Annotated in this window: 11 protein-coding genes and 1 riboswitch; of the genes, 6 read left to right on the forward strand and 5 right to left on the reverse strand. The window is 72.7% G+C overall.

Annotation, left to right across the window (positions count from 1 at the left end):
* Window positions 1–444: 444 nt before the first annotated feature.
* A complete protein-coding gene (locus ACFV8T_RS22370; RefSeq protein ID WP_385330073.1) occupies window positions 445–1,455 on the forward strand; it encodes a hydroxyacid dehydrogenase in 1,011 nt (336 codons plus the stop codon).
* Between the two features lie 477 nt (window positions 1,456–1,932).
* Here ACFV8T_RS22370 and ACFV8T_RS22375 read toward each other — a convergent pair whose 3' ends face one another.
* The gene (locus ACFV8T_RS22375) at window positions 1,933–2,169 is read right to left on the reverse strand and encodes a hypothetical protein (protein ID WP_385330076.1); all 237 of its coding nucleotides are present in this window, start codon (window positions 2,167–2,169) and stop codon (window positions 1,933–1,935) included.
* A 436-nt stretch (window positions 2,170–2,605) separates the two neighbouring features.
* Window positions 2,606–6,202, reverse strand: a complete 3,597-nt coding sequence (gene cobN / locus ACFV8T_RS22380) for a cobaltochelatase subunit CobN (RefSeq protein WP_385330463.1) — start codon at window positions 6,200–6,202, stop codon at window positions 2,606–2,608.
* An 86-nt stretch (window positions 6,203–6,288) separates the two neighbouring features.
* Window positions 6,289–6,369: riboswitch (adenosylcobalamin (AdoCbl) riboswitch) on the reverse strand.
* A gap of 100 nt (window positions 6,370–6,469) precedes the next feature.
* Between cobN and cobG the strand changes: the two genes are divergently transcribed.
* The 3 genes from cobG to ACFV8T_RS22395 all read left to right on the forward strand — a co-directional run bounded on the left by cobG (window position 6,470) and on the right by ACFV8T_RS22395 (window position 9,987).
* Window positions 6,470–7,789 carry a precorrin-3B synthase gene (cobG, locus tag ACFV8T_RS22385; protein WP_385330465.1) on the forward strand — a complete coding sequence of 440 codons (1,320 nt, stop codon included), beginning with the start codon at window positions 6,470–6,472 and terminating at the stop codon, window positions 7,787–7,789.
* A gap of 63 nt (window positions 7,790–7,852) precedes the next feature.
* A complete protein-coding gene (locus ACFV8T_RS22390; RefSeq protein WP_385330079.1) occupies window positions 7,853–8,479 on the forward strand; it encodes a precorrin-8X methylmutase in 627 nt (208 codons plus the stop codon).
* A gap of 2 nt (window positions 8,480–8,481) precedes the next feature.
* Window positions 8,482–9,987 (forward strand): precorrin-2 C(20)-methyltransferase, encoded by a 1,506-nt coding sequence (locus ACFV8T_RS22395; protein ID WP_385330082.1) that lies wholly within the window; start codon window positions 8,482–8,484, stop codon window positions 9,985–9,987.
* Here the strand turns inward: ACFV8T_RS22395 and ACFV8T_RS22400 are convergent.
* Window positions 9,972–10,760: a cobalt-precorrin-6A reductase gene (locus ACFV8T_RS22400; protein ID WP_385330085.1), complete on the reverse strand. Its 789-nt coding sequence runs from the start codon at window positions 10,758–10,760 to the stop codon at window positions 9,972–9,974. The two genes, ACFV8T_RS22395 and ACFV8T_RS22400, sit on opposite strands and share 16 nt — an antisense overlap.
* 11 nt (window positions 10,761–10,771) lie before the next feature.
* Here ACFV8T_RS22400 and ACFV8T_RS22405 point away from each other — a divergent pair, with 11 nt between their 5' ends.
* Window positions 10,772–11,887: a cobalt-precorrin-5B (C(1))-methyltransferase gene (locus tag ACFV8T_RS22405; protein ID WP_385330088.1), complete on the forward strand. Its 1,116-nt coding sequence runs from the start codon at window positions 10,772–10,774 to the stop codon at window positions 11,885–11,887.
* A 29-nt stretch (window positions 11,888–11,916) separates the two neighbouring features.
* On the opposite strand, the gene cobM is transcribed toward ACFV8T_RS22405, so the two are convergent.
* Window positions 11,917–12,666 (reverse strand): precorrin-4 C(11)-methyltransferase, encoded by a 750-nt coding sequence (cobM, locus tag ACFV8T_RS22410; protein WP_385330090.1) that lies wholly within the window; start codon window positions 12,664–12,666, stop codon window positions 11,917–11,919.
* Window positions 12,663–13,964: a precorrin-6y C5,15-methyltransferase (decarboxylating) subunit CbiE gene (gene cbiE / locus ACFV8T_RS22415; RefSeq protein WP_385330093.1), complete on the reverse strand. Its 1,302-nt coding sequence runs from the start codon at window positions 13,962–13,964 to the stop codon at window positions 12,663–12,665. Before cbiE ends, cobM begins: the two co-directional genes overlap by 4 nt.
* 136 nt (window positions 13,965–14,100) lie before the next feature.
* On the opposite strand from cbiE, the gene tsaD reads away from it, so the two are divergent.
* Window positions 14,101–15,234, forward strand: a 1,134-nt coding sequence (gene tsaD, locus ACFV8T_RS22420; RefSeq protein ID WP_385330095.1) for a tRNA (adenosine(37)-N6)-threonylcarbamoyltransferase complex transferase subunit TsaD, incomplete at its 3' end; no start/stop codon positions are given.

A 15,234-nucleotide genomic window follows, 5' to 3' on the forward strand; every position in this document is an offset into this window, starting at 1 on the left:
AGCGCTTGCTGGGACGCTAACGGGGTCCGAATCCGTGGTCAATAGTCCGATGAATGCAAAAATCTTGCGATGGCCCGCGAGAGCCTCGCAGGACTCACCCGTACTCGACCCCTGCTCACCGACACCCCTCCGCAAGAGGTTCGATCAGCTCGCGAAAGCACCTGACAGACCGATAATTCGGCTGCCTGAGGCAACGATCGGCCGACCGCGCATCAATGCAGTCCCAACGCGACAGCCGCCGGGACGACAAGCATCGGACGACTGAGCTTCATCCGAGGCCATTTCAATCATCCGATGTATCGTGCTGCAAGCACACTGACCAAGGCAACGAACAAGCCGCGCCAATCTTCAACATCCGGTCAGACATTTCCCCACGCACCCGATCAGGGTTCACAGGCCGATTCACTGACGGCCTGTCAGCGAAGAGCTGAGGAGCGTAACGCCATGAACGAGCCGGCCCGCAGACCGACAGCCCTGTTGGTCATGGAGGAAGAACGCAGGGCGGACGTCTACCCCCGTGAGGTCCTAGCCGAAATCGAAGGTCTCGTGCACGTGCAGGGTCCACCTCTCACGCGCCAGCGGCTCGACGAGAACCCCGACGTGCTGCGAGAGGTCGATGTCCTGCTCACGGGCTGGGGCGCGCCCGTCCTCGATGCCGCCTTCCTGTCGCATGCCCCTCGGTTGCGGGCGGTCCTCGTCGCCGCGGGCTCCGTACGGCACCTGACCACACCCGCGTTCTGGGCACGCGGCATTCCGATCGTCTCCGCGGCCGCGGCCAATGCCGTCCCGGTTGCGGAGTTCACTCTCGCCCAGGTCCTCCTCGGGCTGAAGCAGGTACACCGCATCACCCGGGAGGTGGCGAGCAGTCGCCGCTTCCCCCACAACCCCCAGGTGCCCGGCGCCTACCGGTCACGCGTGGGCCTGCTGGGGCTCGGGCACATCGGCCGTCTCGTGGCGTCCCACCTCGGCCGCTTCGACATCGAGATCCTCGCCACGGACCCCATCGCCTCCCCGGACACCGCCCGGCGGGCGGGCATCCGGCTCGTCGGCATCGAGGAGCTGTTCGCCACCAGTCATGTCGTGAGTCTCCACGCCCCCCTCCTGCCCGAGACCCGCGGCACGATCGGGGCCCGGCTGCTGAACTCCCTGGGGCCGGGTGCGACGCTGATCAACACCGCGCGTGGCGCGCTCGTCGACGAGACCGCCGCGGCCGCGGTCCTGCGCGCCAGACCCGACCTCACCGCTGTACTCGACGTCACGCACCCGGAGCCTCCCGCCCATGACTCGCCACTCTTCACCCTTCCCAACGTGGTCCTGACACCCCACCTCGGCGGTGCCCTCGGGGCCGAACGTCATCGTCTCGGAGAGCTTGTGCTCGACGAACTCCGACGCTTTATACATGACCAACCTCTCCAGCACGCCATCGACCCCGCTCGCGCGGCGTCGCTGGCCTGAGGCCGCGGAGGGCGTCGCCGCAGGTGCGGCCCCGGCACGGCGGGGCCGCACGCACGGCGTCAGCGAAACGTCAGCGAAACGTGCGTGGAACGTCAGCGCGGGGCAGGAGAGTTCGGGGCCCGTCGGTGTGTTCGCGTGGCCGGTGTTCGCGTGCCCCGGCGAATCGGCCGTCGCCGCATCGCCGAAGGAGTCCGTCATCAACCTGCGGAGTACCAGGGCCGCCGTTGTTGCAGCCACTGCCGTGGCGGGAATTCGCGATCGGTACCCGTCGGGCAGTGTGGACGCGCGGGAACGACACCGTCGGCAGCCGGACCTCGTGGACGTCCATGGGCGGAGTGCGGCTGACCGGTGGTCCGGAGCGGGACACCCGGGGCGTGCAGCCGCACCCTCCACGCACCGTCTGACACGCGCAGCCCGGCGCCCCGCCCGCACCTCATCCGCGCGTGCCGCCGTGCCGCACGATCGCTGCGGTAACTCTCAGTGCGGCCTCCAGGTGAACTTGCCGCCGCCCACCCACCGCACCACGCCGGGATCGTCCAGGTCATGGACCCTGATTCCTGCGGCCGAGGCGGCGGCGAGCACATCCATCATCGATGTTGCCGCGCTGACGATCTCCCCGTCGATCTCCACAAGGCGGAAGGGCGGGTCACCCTGCTGTACCCCCAGCACGGTGATCCGAGCCGTCGAGATATAAGGACTGCCACTTTCGGTCATGCGTAGATCGCTTCCACGCCACGGGCGACACTATGCCCGGCGGTGGAACGGGTGACGCCCCTACGCGGACCAGTGCGTCTACCTGGGGCAACGGCGCTGGGCTCGCGGGACTCACCATGTAGGGCGGCTGCGGGTACCGGGACGCGGATCCGCGTCCGCGTTGCCACCACATCCGCTGTCCGAGCACGATCACACGATCAGCGAGTACGCCGGTGGCAGGCACGATCCGGTTCACCGGACCGAACTGCTCCCCCGTGTGCACGTCGATGCCCCACGTCCGGCCGAGTGCTTCCCACAGGCCGCCGACCGTGGCACCGGCGCAGGTCGTCCGCATCAGCCCTGTCAGCGTCACGAACAACAGCCGAGCCCCGGCCGGTGTCGCGGCCGGGGCTCGGTCACATGTCGCTGTCCGGTGGTCCGGTACCGGGCCCGGGGGTCAGTCCTCGCCCTCCAGGTTGCCCTCCGTCTCCAGGTATGCCTGGCGCAGGGCTTCGAGGACGGCCGGGTCGGGCTTGGCCCACATGCCGCGGGATTCCGCCTCCAGGAGGCGTTCCGCGATGCCGTGCAGGGCCCAGGGGTTGGCCTGCTGGAGGAACTCCCGGTTGGTCGGGTCCAGGACGTACGTCTCGGTGAGCTTGTCGTACATCCAGTCGGCGACCACGCCCGTCGTCGCGTCGTAGCCGAAGAGGTAGTCGACGGTGGCGGCCAGTTCGAAGGCGCCCTTGTAGCCGTGCCGCCGCATCGCCTCGATCCACTTGGGGTTCACCACCCGGGCGCGGAAGACCCGAGAGGTCTCCTCCACCAGGGTGCGGGTGCGGACCGTCTCGGGGCGGGTGGAGTCGCCGATGTACGCCTCCGGGGCGGTGCCGCGCAGGGCTCGGACGGTGGCCACCATGCCACCGTGGTACTGGAAGTAGTCGTCGGAGTCGGCGATGTCGTGTTCGCGGGTGTCGGTGTTCTTGGCCGCGACCGCGATCCGCTTGTACGCCGTCTCCATCTCCTCACGGGCCGGGCGGCCGTCGAGTTCGCGTCCGTAGGCGTAGCCGCCCCACACCGTGTAGACCTCGGCGAGGTCCGCGTCGGTGCGCCAGTCGCGGGAGTCGATCAGCTGGAGCAGACCGGCGCCGTACGTACCGGGGCGGGAGCCGAAGATACGGGTGGTGGCGCGGCGTTCGTCGCCGTGGGCGGCCAGGTCGGCCTGGGTGTGGGCGCGTACGTGGTTCTGCTCGGCAGGCTCGTCCAGGGACGCGGCCAGGCGGACCGCGTCGTCGAGGAGGCCGATGGTGTGCGGGAAGGCGTCGCGGAAGAAACCGCTGATGCGGAGGGTGACATCGATGCGCGGGCGTCCGAGTTCGGCCGGCGGGATCGCCTCCAGGCCGGTGACGCGGCGCGAGGCGTCGTCCCAGACCGGGCGGACGCCGAGCAGGGCGAAGGCCTCGGCGACATCGTCGCCGGCGGTGCGCATCGCGCTCGTACCCCACAGGGACAGGCCGACCGAGGTGGGCCAGTCGCCGTTGTCGGTGCGGTAGCGCTCCAGGAGCGAGTCGGCCAGGGCCTGACCGGTCTCCCAGGCGAGGCGCGAGGGCACGGCCTTGGGGTCGACGGAGTAGAAGTTGCGTCCGGTCGGCAGGACGTTGACCAGACCGCGGAGCGGGGAGCCCGAGGGTCCGGCGGGGACGAATCCGCCGTCCAGCGCGTGGAGGGCGTGGTCGAGTTCGTCGGTCGTGGCGGCCAGCCGCGGCACCACCTCGCGGGCCGCGAAGTCGAGGATGTCGCTGACGGCCCGCGGGTGCCCGGCCGCCACTCCGGCGACGGCTTCCGGGGACCAGTCCGCGTCCTCCATCGCCTGGACCAGGGCGCGGGCCCGCTCCTCGGCCTCGTCGGCGGTGACCCGGGTCGCGGCGGACTCGTCGAGCCCCAACGCCTCGCGCAGACCCGGCAGGGAGGCCGTGCCACCCCAGATCTGACGGGCGCGCAGGATCGCGAGGACGAGGTTGACCCGGTCGGCGCCGGCCGGGGCACCGCCCAGGACATGCAGGCCGTCGCGGATCTGCGCGTCCTTGATCTCGCAGAGCCAGCCGTCGAGATGCATGATGAACTCGTCGAAGCCCTCGTCCTCGGGGCGGTCTTCGAGCCCCAGGTCGTGATCGAGCTTGGCCGCCTGGATCAGGGTCCAGATCTGTGCGCGGATCGCCGGCAGCTTCGCCGGGTCCATCGCCGCGATCTGGGCGTGCTCGTCCAGGAGTTGTTCGAGCCGGGCGATGTCCCCGTAGCTGTCGGCGCGCGCCATCGGCGGTACGAGGTGGTCCACGAGGGTGGCGTGGACGCGCCGCTTGGCCTGCGTCCCCTCGCCCGGGTCGTTGACCAGGAACGGGTAGATGAGCGGGAGGTCGCCGAGGGCGGCGTCGGGGCCGCAGGCGGCGGAGAGGCCGGCGTTCTTGCCCGGCAGCCATTCCAGGTTGCCGTGCTTGCCGAGGTGGATCATCGCGTCGGCGCCGAAGCCGTTGTCGTCGGCCGGGGCGGCGATCCAGCGGTAGGCGGCCAGGTAGTGGTGCGAGGGCGGCAGATCGGGGTCGTGGTAGATCGCGATCGGGTTCTCGCCGAAGCCGCGCGGCGGCTGGATGAGGATGAGCAGATTGCCGCGGCGCAGGGCCGCGAGGACGATGTCGCCGTCCGGGTTGCTCGACCGGTCCACGAACATCTCGCCCGGGGCGGGGCCCCAGTGCTGCTCGACGGCTTCGCGGAGCTCGGCCGGGAGGGTCGCGTACCAGCGCCGGTAGTCGGCGGCCGGGATGCGGACCGGGTTGCGGGCCAACTGCTCCTCAGTGAGCCACTCCTGGTCGTGGCCGCCCGCCTCGATCAGCGCGCGGATCAGCTCGTCGCCGTCGCCCGACGCGAGGCCGGGGACCTCCTCCGTACCGAAGTCGTATCCCTCGGCGCGGAGTCGGCGCAGCAGGGCGACGGCGCTGGCCGGGGTGTCGAGGCCGACCGCGTTGCCGATCCGGGAGTGCTTGGTCGGGTACGCGGAGAGGACGAGCGCGATCCGCTTCTCGGCGGCCGGGATGTGGCGCAGCCGGGCATGGCGCACGGCGATCCCGGCGACGCGGGCGGCGCGCTCGGTGTCGGCGACGTACGCGGGCAGGCCGTCCTCGTCGATCTCCTTGAACGAGAACGGCACGGTGATCAGGCGGCCGTCGAACTCGGGGACCGCGATCTGGCTGGCGGCGTCGAGCGGGGAGACTCCCTCGTCGTTGTCTTCCCAGTCGGTGCGCGAACCGGTGAGGCAGAGGGCCTGGAGGATGGGTACGTCGAGGCCGCTGAGAACGCCCGCGTCCCAGGACTCGTCGTCACCGCCCGCCGACGCCTCGGCGGGCCGGGTGCCGCCCGCGGCGAGGACGGTCGTCACGATCGCGTCGGCGGCGCGCAGTGCTTCGATGAGTTCGGGCTCGGGGGTGCGCAGCGAGGCGACGTACAGCGGCAGCGCACGGGCGCCCGCGTCCTCGACGGCACGGCACAGGGCCTCGATGAACGCGGTGTTGCCGCTCATGTGGTGGGCGCGGTAGTAGAGCACGGCGACGACCGGGCCGTCGGTGCGCCGGGGGGTGCGCTCCAGCGGGCCCCAGGAGGGTGCCGGGGCGGGCGGGGCGAAGCCGTGGCCGGTGAGCAGGACGGTGTCGGAGAGGAAGCGGGCGAGCTGGTCCAGGTTGCCCGGCCCGCCGTGGGCCAGATAGGCATGGGCCTCGGCGGCGATGCCGATGGGGACCGTCGAGGCGGCCATCAGCTGGGCGTCGGGGGCCTGTTCGCCGGTGAGGACGACGACGGGGCGTCCGGTGGCGAGCACTTGGTCGAGGCCGTCCTGCCAGGCGCGTACCCCGCCGAGGAGGCGCACGACGACCAGGTCGACGCCGTCCAGGAGCTGTGGCAGGTCCTGGAGCGGGAGCCGGGAGGGATTGGCGTAGCGGTAGGAGACCGGGCCCTCCGAGGCGCGGGCGCTGAGCAGGTCGGTGTCGGACGTCGACAGGAGCAGGATCATGCGGCGTCGGGCCTTCCTCGGGGTGTCCACGCCCCGGGCGGTGTCGGAATGAAGCTCCCCGCTCGAACGGATCCGAGCGTGTGGGGAAGGGAGTTCCTGACTTGCCCGGCCGTGGCCGGACTCACAGTGGCGGGACCGTGCCGGACTTGCACCGGACTTCCTCCCCTGTCGCCGTCTGTGGCGACGACGTGCCGGATGGCCCGTCACTAGGCATAGTAAGGGCCGGTCAACCGATGGAGGACATACGGATCTGGTCAGATGGTCGGTATGCTCGCCGCCATGCCACGACCTGCCACTTCGCCTTCACCGCCGGGAGACGCGTCTCCCCGGGACCGCGGTGACGCCTGCCCCGGCACGCTGCGGCTGCACCGGGCGGACGACGGCGCTCTGGCCCGCGTCCGTGTTCCCGGCGGTCTGCTGACCGCGGAGCAGGCGGACGCCCTGGGGGCGTTGGCGGGGAGCCTGGGCGATGGTGAGTTGCATCTCACTTCGCGCGGCAATGTCCAGTTGCGCGGGCTGGGTCCGGACTGCGGAGGCGAACTGGCCGACGGGCTGGGCGAGGCGGGGCTGCTGCGCTCCGCGCGCCACGAGCGGATACGCAACATCGTGGCGTCGCCGCTCTCGGGGCTCGACGGCCGCGGCGCACGGGACGTCGGCCCCTGGCTGTCCGCGCTGGACGCGCTGTTGTGCGCGGGCGACCGGACGGCGGGCCTCTCGGGCAGGTTCCTGTTCGTGCTCGACGACGGACGTGGCGATGTGGACGCGCTGGGCGGCGACGTGACGTTGCTGGCGCAGGATGACGGAACGGCGCTGCTGCGGATCGGCACGGCCGGGACCGTGGTACGGATACCGGGCGCGCAGGCGCCGCAGGCCGCCCTCCTGGCGGCCGGGACCTTCCTGGATCAGGCGTCGGGCACCGGTGCCTGGCGCGTGCCGGACCTGCCCGGCGGTGCCGGATCCCTCTTCGACGAGGTCGTACGACGGTTGCGTGCGACGGGTACCGGCACCACTTCCACCGAGGACCGTGCCTGCCCGCGGAGCTCGGACGGCCCCGCCCCCGGCGTCGTGACCGGCCGGCACGACGGGGCCGCGCTGTCCGTCGGCATCCCCCTGGGGCGCGTCGGCCCGGCGCAGTGGCGGTCGTTGACGGACACGGCCCGGCACCGGGGCCGCGGTGAGTTGCGGCTGACACCGTGGCGCGGGGTCGTCGTACCGGGGGTGGAGCGGCGGCGGGCCGCAGGGCTGCTGGACGATCTGGGGGCCACCGGCCTCGTCGTCGGACCCGGCTCCCCCTGGGCCGGGGTGGGTGCCTGTATCGGCCGGCCCGGCTGCGCGAAGTCGCTGGCCGATGTGCGGGCCCAGGCGGCGGACGCGGTGGGGGCCGTGGGCCCGTTGCCGGTGTACTGGTCCGGGTGCGAGCGCCGGTGCGGCCACCCCCGCGGCGAGTGGGTGGACGTCGTCGCCACCCCCGACGGACACCGGATCTCGCTCGTACGGGGCGAGGTACGGGACGCGCCCGTGAGCGTCCCCGACAGCCCCGGTGGGCTCGCCGCCGCGGTGGCCGCGGCCCGCCGCGCGCGCGGCTGATCCCGTACACCCCACTCCCCTGTACCCGACCGTCGCACGCCCGAGGAAGAGAGCGAAAGCACTGTGCACCAGTACGAGAAGGACGGACCGGCGATCTACCGCCAGTCCTTCGCCACGATCCGTGCAGAGGCGGATCTCGCAGGCCTGCCCGCCGATGTGAGCCAGGTCGCGGTCCGCATGATCCACGCCTGCGGGATGGTCGACCTCGTCCGTGATCTCGCTTTCACCCCGGACGCGGTCGCCCGCGCCCGCGCCGCTCTGCGGGCCGGCGCACCCATCCTGTGCGATGTGGCCATGGTCGCCAGCGGCGTCACCCGCAAGCGGCTGCCCGCGGACAACGAGGTGGTGTGCACCCTGTCCGACCCGGCGGTGCCGGAACTCGCGAAGCAGCTGGGCACCACCCGCAGCGCCGCAGCCCTGGAGCTGTGGCGCGACCGGCTGGACGGCGCGGTCGTCGCCGTCGGAAACGCACCGACCGCCCTGTTCCGGCTGCTGGAGATGATCGAGGAGGGCGCGCCGCGCCCCGCCGCCGTCATCGGCGTGCCGGTCGGCTTCATCGGTGCCGCCGAGTCCAAGGACGCCCTGGCCTCGCACCCGTCCGGGCTGGAGCATCTGATCGTTCGGGGCCGTCGCGGTGGCAGCGCCATGGCGGCCGCCGCCCTCAACGCGATTGCCAGCGAGGAAGAGTAGACGTGAGCGAGCAGAAGACGGGCCGGCTGTACGGGGTCGGGCTCGGCCCCGGCGATCCGGCCCTGATGACCGTACGCGCGGTGGAGATCATCGCCGAGGCCGATGTCATCGCCTACCACAGCGCCCGGCACGGGCGGTCCATCGCCCGGTCCATCGCGGCGAAGCACATCCGTGCCGACCATGTCGAGGAGCCGCTGGTCTACCCCGTCACGACGGAGACCACGGACCACCCGGGCGGCTACCGGGGAGCGATGGAGGAGTTCTACGCCGAGGCGGCGGCCCGCCTGGCGGTGCATCTCGACGCCGGCCGCACGGTCGCCGTGCTGGCCGAGGGCGACCCGCTCTTCTACGGCTCGTACATGCACATGCACAAGCGGCTCGCCGACCGCTACCCGACCGAGGTGATCCCGGGCGTCACCTCGGTCAGCGCGGCCGCCGCGCGGCTCGGCACCCCGCTCGTCGAGGGCGAGGAGGTGCTGACCATCCTGCCCGGCACCCTGCCGGAGGAGGAGCTGACCGCCCGGCTCGCCGCCACCGACGCCGCGGTGGTCATGAAGCTGGGACGTACGTTTCCCGCCGTGCGCCGCGCCTTCGAGACGTCCGGGCGGCTGCCCGAGGCGCGGTACGTCGAGCGCGCCACGATGGCCGGGGAGCGGGTGGGCGACCTGGCCGAGGTCGACGCCGGCTCCGTGCCGTACTTCGCGGTCGCGGTCCTGCCCAGCAGGATCGGAGCGCCGCGTCCCGAACGTGCCCCGGAGGGCGGCGAGGTGACCGTGGTCGGCACCGGCCCGGCCGGGCCGCTGTGGCTGACTCCCGAGACGCGCGGGGCGCTGGCCGCCGCCGACGACCTGGTCGGCTACACCACCTATCTGGACCGGGTGCCGGTACGGCCGGGGCAGGTGCGCCACGGCTCGGACAACAAGGTCGAGTCGGAGCGCGCCGAGTTCGCCCTCGATCTGGCCCGGCGCGGACGTCGGGTGGCCGTGGTGTCGGGCGGCGACCCCGGGGTCTTCGCCATGGCGACGGCCGTCCTGGAGGTGGCGTCGCAGGACGAGTACGCGCAGGTGCCGGTGCGGGTGCTGCCGGGGGTGACCGCGGCCAACGCCGCCGCTGCCCGAGCGGGTGCGCCGCTGGGCCACGACTATGCGGCGATATCGCTCTCCGACCGGCTCAAGCCGTGGGAGGTGATCGCTGAGCGGCTGCGCGCTGCGGCGACGGCGGATCTGGTGCTCGCGCTGTACAACCCCGGTTCACGCAGCCGGACCTGGCAGGTCGGCAAGGCCCGTGACCTGCTGCTCGAACACCGCTCGCCGGACACACCCGTGGTTCTCGGCCGGGATGTGGGCGGACCCGCCGAGAACGTGCGGACCGTACGCCTGGGCGATCTCGACCCCGCCGAGGTCGACATGCGCACGATCCTGCTCGTCGGGTCCTCGCAGACCCGCTGGGTACGGCGCGGTGACGGCCGGCAGATCGTCTGGACACCCCGCCGCTATCCGGAGGGCTGAGCCGGCGCGGCCGTGGGCCGGAGCCGGCGGAGGATGTGTTCCCGGAGCCAGTCGACGGCCGGTTCGGGGCCGTCGACGACCGGGATGCCCTCGGGCACGGGCGGCCGCCGCACCACCACCACCGGGATCCGCGCCTCGCGGGCCGCGGTGAGCTTGGGGGCCGTGGCGGCGCCTCCGCTGTCCTTCGTGACGACGACGTCGACGCGATGACGGCGGATCAGCTCACGTTCTCCGTCCAGGGTGAACGGGCCCCGGTCGAGCAGGACCTCCATCCGGGCGGGGTACGGTGCTTCGGGGGCATCCACCGAGCGCATCAGGAACCACAGCTCGTCCAGGCCCGCGAAGGCGGCCAGCCCCATCCGTCCGGTCGTGAGGAAAACGCGCCGTCCCAGTGCGGGCAGCGCCGCCGCCGCCTCGGCCAGGGATCCGGCCGAATGCCAGTCGTCGCCTTCGCCGGGCACCCAGCCGGGCCGCCGCAACGCCAGCAGGGGAACATGGGCGGCAGCGGCGGCAGCGGCCGCGTTGAAACTGATCGTCCCGGCGAAAGGATGGGTGGCGTCGATGAGCGCGTCCACCTGGTGCGTACGCAGCCATGCGGCGAGCCCGTCGGCTCCCCCGAAGCCGCCGATGCGGACCTCGCCCGGGGGAAGCCTCGGGCCGGACACGCGTCCGGCGAGCGAGCTCGTCAGCCTGGCACCGGCCGGGAGCAGTTCCACCAGCAACCCGGCGAGGCGACGGGCCTCCGTCGTTCCGCCGAGTACGAGTACATGCATCGGATCCATCCATGGGTGAGAGTGAGGGCGGACGCAGCGCCCAGCTGAAGCACACCGGTCTGCGGCCCGGCTGGACCACCGGCGCCTGTGCGACCGCGGCGGCCACCGCCGCGTACACGGCCCTGCTGACGGGCGACTTCCCCGACCCGGTGACGATCACCCTACCCAAGGGGCAGACGCCGGCGTTCGCGCTCGCGGTGGAGGAACTGGCCGAGGGGCGGGCGACGGCCGGGGTGGTCAAGGACGCGGGCGACGACCCCGATGTGACGCACGGCGCTCTGGTCCGGGTGACCGTACGGCGGCTGCCGCCGGGCTCGGGTGTGGTGTTCCGGGCCGGGCCCGGCGTGGGCACGGTCACCCTTCCCGGGCTGCCGCTCGACGTCGGGGAGCCGGCGGTCAATCCCGTGCCGCGCCAGATGATCCGCGACCACATCGCACGCGTCGCCGCGGAGCACCGGGGTTCGGGGGACGTCGAGGTCACCGTCTCCGTGGACGACGGCGAGGAGATCGCCCGCTCCACCTGGAACCCGCGCCTCGGCATCCTGGGCGGTCTGTCGATCCTCGGCACGACCGGTGTCGTGGTGCCGTACTCCTGCTCGGCATGGATCGACTCGATCCGCCGCGGCGTGGACGTGGCCCGTGCCGCCGGGCACACCCACGTGGCCGGGTGCACGGGTTCCACCTCGGAGAAGACCGTGGTGTCCGAGTACGGGCTGCCGGAGATCGCGCTGCTCGACATGGGGGACTTCGCGGGCGCGGTGCTGAAGTACGTACGCCGTCACCCGGTGGACCGGCTCACGGTCTGCGGCGGGTTCGCGAAGTTGTCGAAGCTCGCCGCCGGACACCTCGACCTGCACTCCGCCCGGTCCCAGGTCGACAAGCCGTTCCTGGCCGAGCTGGCCCGGCGGGGCGGTGCGGACGAGGCCCTGGCGGCCGAAATAGCAATCGCGAACACGGGTCTCGCGGCTCTCCAGTTGTGCCGCTCGCGCGGTGTGCCGCTCGGGGACCTGGTGGCCGTGGCGGCGCGGGACGAGGCGCTGTCGGTGCTGCGGGGTGCACCGGTCGCCGTCGACGTCATCTGCATCGACCGGGCGGGCACGGTCGTCGGGCGCAGCAGCGTGCGCTGACCGTCCGCCCGGCCGGTGCGACGGTGCCGTCAGCAGACGTGACGTTCGCGTCCGGGCGAGTAGAGGTGGCTGTCGCGGAACTGCTCGGCGCCCAGTGTGCGGCCGACCATGATCACGGCGGTACGGATCACGCCCGCCGCCTTCACCTGCTCGGCGATGTCGTCGAGGGTTCCGCGCAGGACGAGTTCGTCCGGGCGTGAGGCCAGCGCCACGACGGCGGCCGGGCAGTCGGCCCCGTAGTGCGGCAGCAGTTCCTCGACGACGCGGTCCACGTACCTGGCGGCGAGGTGCAGCACGATCAGGGCGCCGCTGCGGCCCAGCGTGGCCAGGTCCTCGCCCTCCGGCATCGCGGTCGCGCGGTTGGCCACCCGGGTGAGGATGACGGTCTGGCCCACGGTCGGCACGGTCAGTTCACGCTTGAGCGCCGCCGCGGCGGCGGCGAACGCGGGTACGCCGGGCACCACTTCGTAGGGCACACCGGCCTCGTCGAGCCGACGCATCTGCTCGTTGACCGCGCTGAACACCGAAGGGTCGCCCGAGTGCAGCCGCGCCACGTCGTGGCCGGCCCGGTGCGCGGCCGTCAGCTCGGCGGTGATCTGGTCGATGTCGAGCTGCGCGGTGTCCACCAGGCGGGCGTCCGGGGGGCATTCGGCGAGCAGTTCCCGGGGCACCAGGCTGCCCGCGTACAGGCACACCCGGCAGGAGGCGAGGGTGCGGGCGCCGCGCACGGTGATCAGGTCGGCCGCCCCCGGGCCCGCGCCGATGAAATACACGGTCATCTGTTGTCTCCTGGGTCTTGCGCGGGCTCTTCTGCTGAGCGTTCCGCATCGGTACTGATCGAGGGTTTGCGTACGGACCACTGGGTGACCGGCATGGCCTGCCGCCAGCCCGTGAAGCCGCCGACCGGCACGGCATGCGCGACCGCGAGCCGGACCAGGTCACCGCCGTGCAGGCGGTGCGCCCCGGCGAGCAGCGCCTCGGACTCCAGCGTGACCGTGTTGGCGACCAGCCGTCCGCCGGGCGGCAGCGCGTTCCAGCAGGTGTCGAGAAGGCCGGGCGCGGTCAGCCCGCCACCGATGAACACGGCGTCGGGCGTGGGGAGTTCGGACAGGTTGCCGGGGGCCCGGCCGGTGACCACGCGCAGGGCCGGGACGCCGAGACGGCCGGCGTTGCGCGCGATGCGTCCGGCCCGTGCCGGGTCGCGTTCCACGGTGATCGCGCGGCAGGACGGGTGGCTCCGCATCCATTCGATCGCGATGGACCCCGAGCCGCCGCCGATGTCCCAGAGGAGTTCGCCGGGGGCGGGTGCGAGCACCCCGAGGGTCACGGCCCGGATGTGCCGCTTGGTGAGCTGCCCGTCGTGTTCGTAGGCCTCGTCGGGCAGGCCGGGGACGGCGCCGAGGCGCAGGGCTTCGGGGGTGCGCCGGCAGTCGATCGCGATGACGTTCAGCGGGTCGCCCGGTGGGTGCGGCCAGTGGTCCGCGGTGCCCTCCAGGCATGCCTCGTCCGCTCCGCCGAGCTGTTCGAGCACGCGCAGCCGGCTCGGGCCGAAGCCCTGTTCGCGGAGCAGTCCGGCCACCGCGGCCGGGGTGCCGGCGTCCGCGCTGAGGACCAGCACCCGTCGGCCGTCGTGCAGCGCGGCGGCCAGCCGGGCGGCGGGGCGGCCGACCAGGGTGACGACCTCGGTGTCCTCCAGCGGCCAGCCGATCCGGGCACAGGCGTAGGAGACGGACGAGGGGTGGGGCAGGATCCTCGGCGCACCGGCGCCGAGCACTTCGGTGAGGGCCCGGCCGATGCCGTAGAACATCGGGTCGCCGCTGGCCAGGACGGCGAGCCCGCGCCCGGCGTGCGCGGCGAGCAGGCCGGGGACGGCGGGCCGCAACGGCGAGGGCCATGGCACCCGTTGTCCCCGGCAGGACGGCGGGAGCAGGGCCAGTTGCCGCTCACCGCCGATGAGGACCTGTGCGTCGACGAGCGCCGTGCGCGCCGCGTCGGTCAGTCCCGCCCATCCGTCGGCGCCGATTCCCACGACGGTCACCGCAGGTGGGACGGGTTGTTCGGGTGGAGCGAGAGTCACGGCCGGTACCTCGGTGTTCAGGGGATGACGCAGCCGAACTCTACTGTCCGGCCATGATCGGGCGACGGCCAGGTGGTCACCCCCGTACCCTTATTGCGAGATATTCGCAATTGGTCATGAAGTGCAGGAGTGTGCTGTGGGGTCTCCGGTGGTGCTCGGAATCGAGTCGTCGTGCGACGAGACCGGGGCGGGTCTGGTCCGCGACGGGCAACTGCTCGGGCACGCGGTGGCGTCGAGCATGGACGAGCACGCGCGGTTCGGCGGGGTCGTTCCGGAGATCGCGGCCCGTGCGCATGTCTCGTCGCTGACCCCGGTCGTGTCCCGGGCCCTGGCCGAGGCGGGGCTGCGCTTGAAGGACATCGGCGCGGTCGCCGTCACCACGGGCCCCGGTCTGTCGGGTGCGCTCCAGGTCGGGCTGGCCGGCGCGAAGGGGCTCGCGTACGCACTGAGCGTGCCGCTCCACGGGGTGCACCACCTGGCCGGGCACGTGGCCGCCGACACCCTGGAGCACGGCCCGCTGCCCGATCCGTGCGTGGTCCTGATCGTGTCCGGTGGGCACACCTCCCTGCTGCTCGTACGCGACCTGGCCCGCGACCCGATCCTGCATCTCGGGGACACCCTCGACGACGCGGCGGGCGAATGCTTCGACAAGGTCGCCCGGGTCTTCGGGCTGCCGTACCCGGGCGGTCCGGCCATCGACCGGGCGGCGCGCACGGGCGACCCGGACGCGGTGGTCTTCCCGCGTCCGCTCACCGGGCCCCGCGACGCTCCCTACGCGTTCTCCTTCTCCGGCCTGAAGACCGCCGCCGCCCGCTGGGCGGAGCAGCACCGGATCCGCGGGGCGCGGTTCCCGCTGGCCGACGGGGCCGCCGCGCTCCAGGAGGCCGTCGCGGACGTGTTGACCCGCAAGGCCGTGGCCGCCTGCCGCGCGTACGGCGTGGGGACACTGGTCGTGGTGGGCGGCGTGGCCGCCAACTCCCGCGTACGGGCCCTGGCGGAGGCGCGGTGCCGGGCCGCCGGTGTCACCCTGCGTGTGCCGCCGCTGCGGCTGTGCACCGACAACGGCGCGATGATCGCCGCGGTCGGGGACCTGCTGGTCCGCGCGGGCGCACAGCCGGCACCGCTGGAGGTGTCCATCGATCCATCGGCGCCGCTGGAGTACGCCGCACTGCATCCGGTCGCCCGCGCCGGGGGGTGGGGGGGGGGGGGAACCAAAAACAAGGGGAGGGGGGGGGGGGGAGAGGGAGGTTTCTTGAAGGAAAAGGAAAAG

Source organism: Streptomyces sp. NPDC059832, assembly GCF_042731715.1.
Classification (GTDB): Bacteria; Actinomycetota; Actinomycetes; order Streptomycetales; family Streptomycetaceae; genus Streptomyces.

What these genes read in the sequence shown, in the direction of transcription:
- ACFV8T_RS22370 (WP_385330073.1), top strand. Translation starts at nt 445, where the DNA reads ATGAACGAGCCGGCCCGCAGACCGACAGCCCTGTTGGTCATGGAGGAA.
- ACFV8T_RS22375 (WP_385330076.1), bottom strand. Translation starts at nt 2,169, where the DNA reads ATGACCGAAAGTGGCAGTCCTTATATCTCGACGGCTCGGATCACCGTG.
- cobN (WP_385330463.1), bottom strand. Translation starts at nt 6,202, where the DNA reads ATGATCCTGCTCCTGTCGACGTCCGACACCGACCTGCTCAGCGCCCGC.
- cobG (WP_385330465.1), top strand. Translation starts at nt 6,470, where the DNA reads ATGCTCGCCGCCATGCCACGACCTGCCACTTCGCCTTCACCGCCGGGA.
- ACFV8T_RS22400 (WP_385330085.1), bottom strand. Translation starts at nt 10,760, where the DNA reads ATGCATGTACTCGTACTCGGCGGAACGACGGAGGCCCGTCGCCTCGCC.
- ACFV8T_RS22405 (WP_385330088.1), top strand. Translation starts at nt 10,772, where the DNA reads ATGGGTGAGAGTGAGGGCGGACGCAGCGCCCAGCTGAAGCACACCGGT.
- cobM (WP_385330090.1), bottom strand. Translation starts at nt 12,666, where the DNA reads ATGACCGTGTATTTCATCGGCGCGGGCCCGGGGGCGGCCGACCTGATC.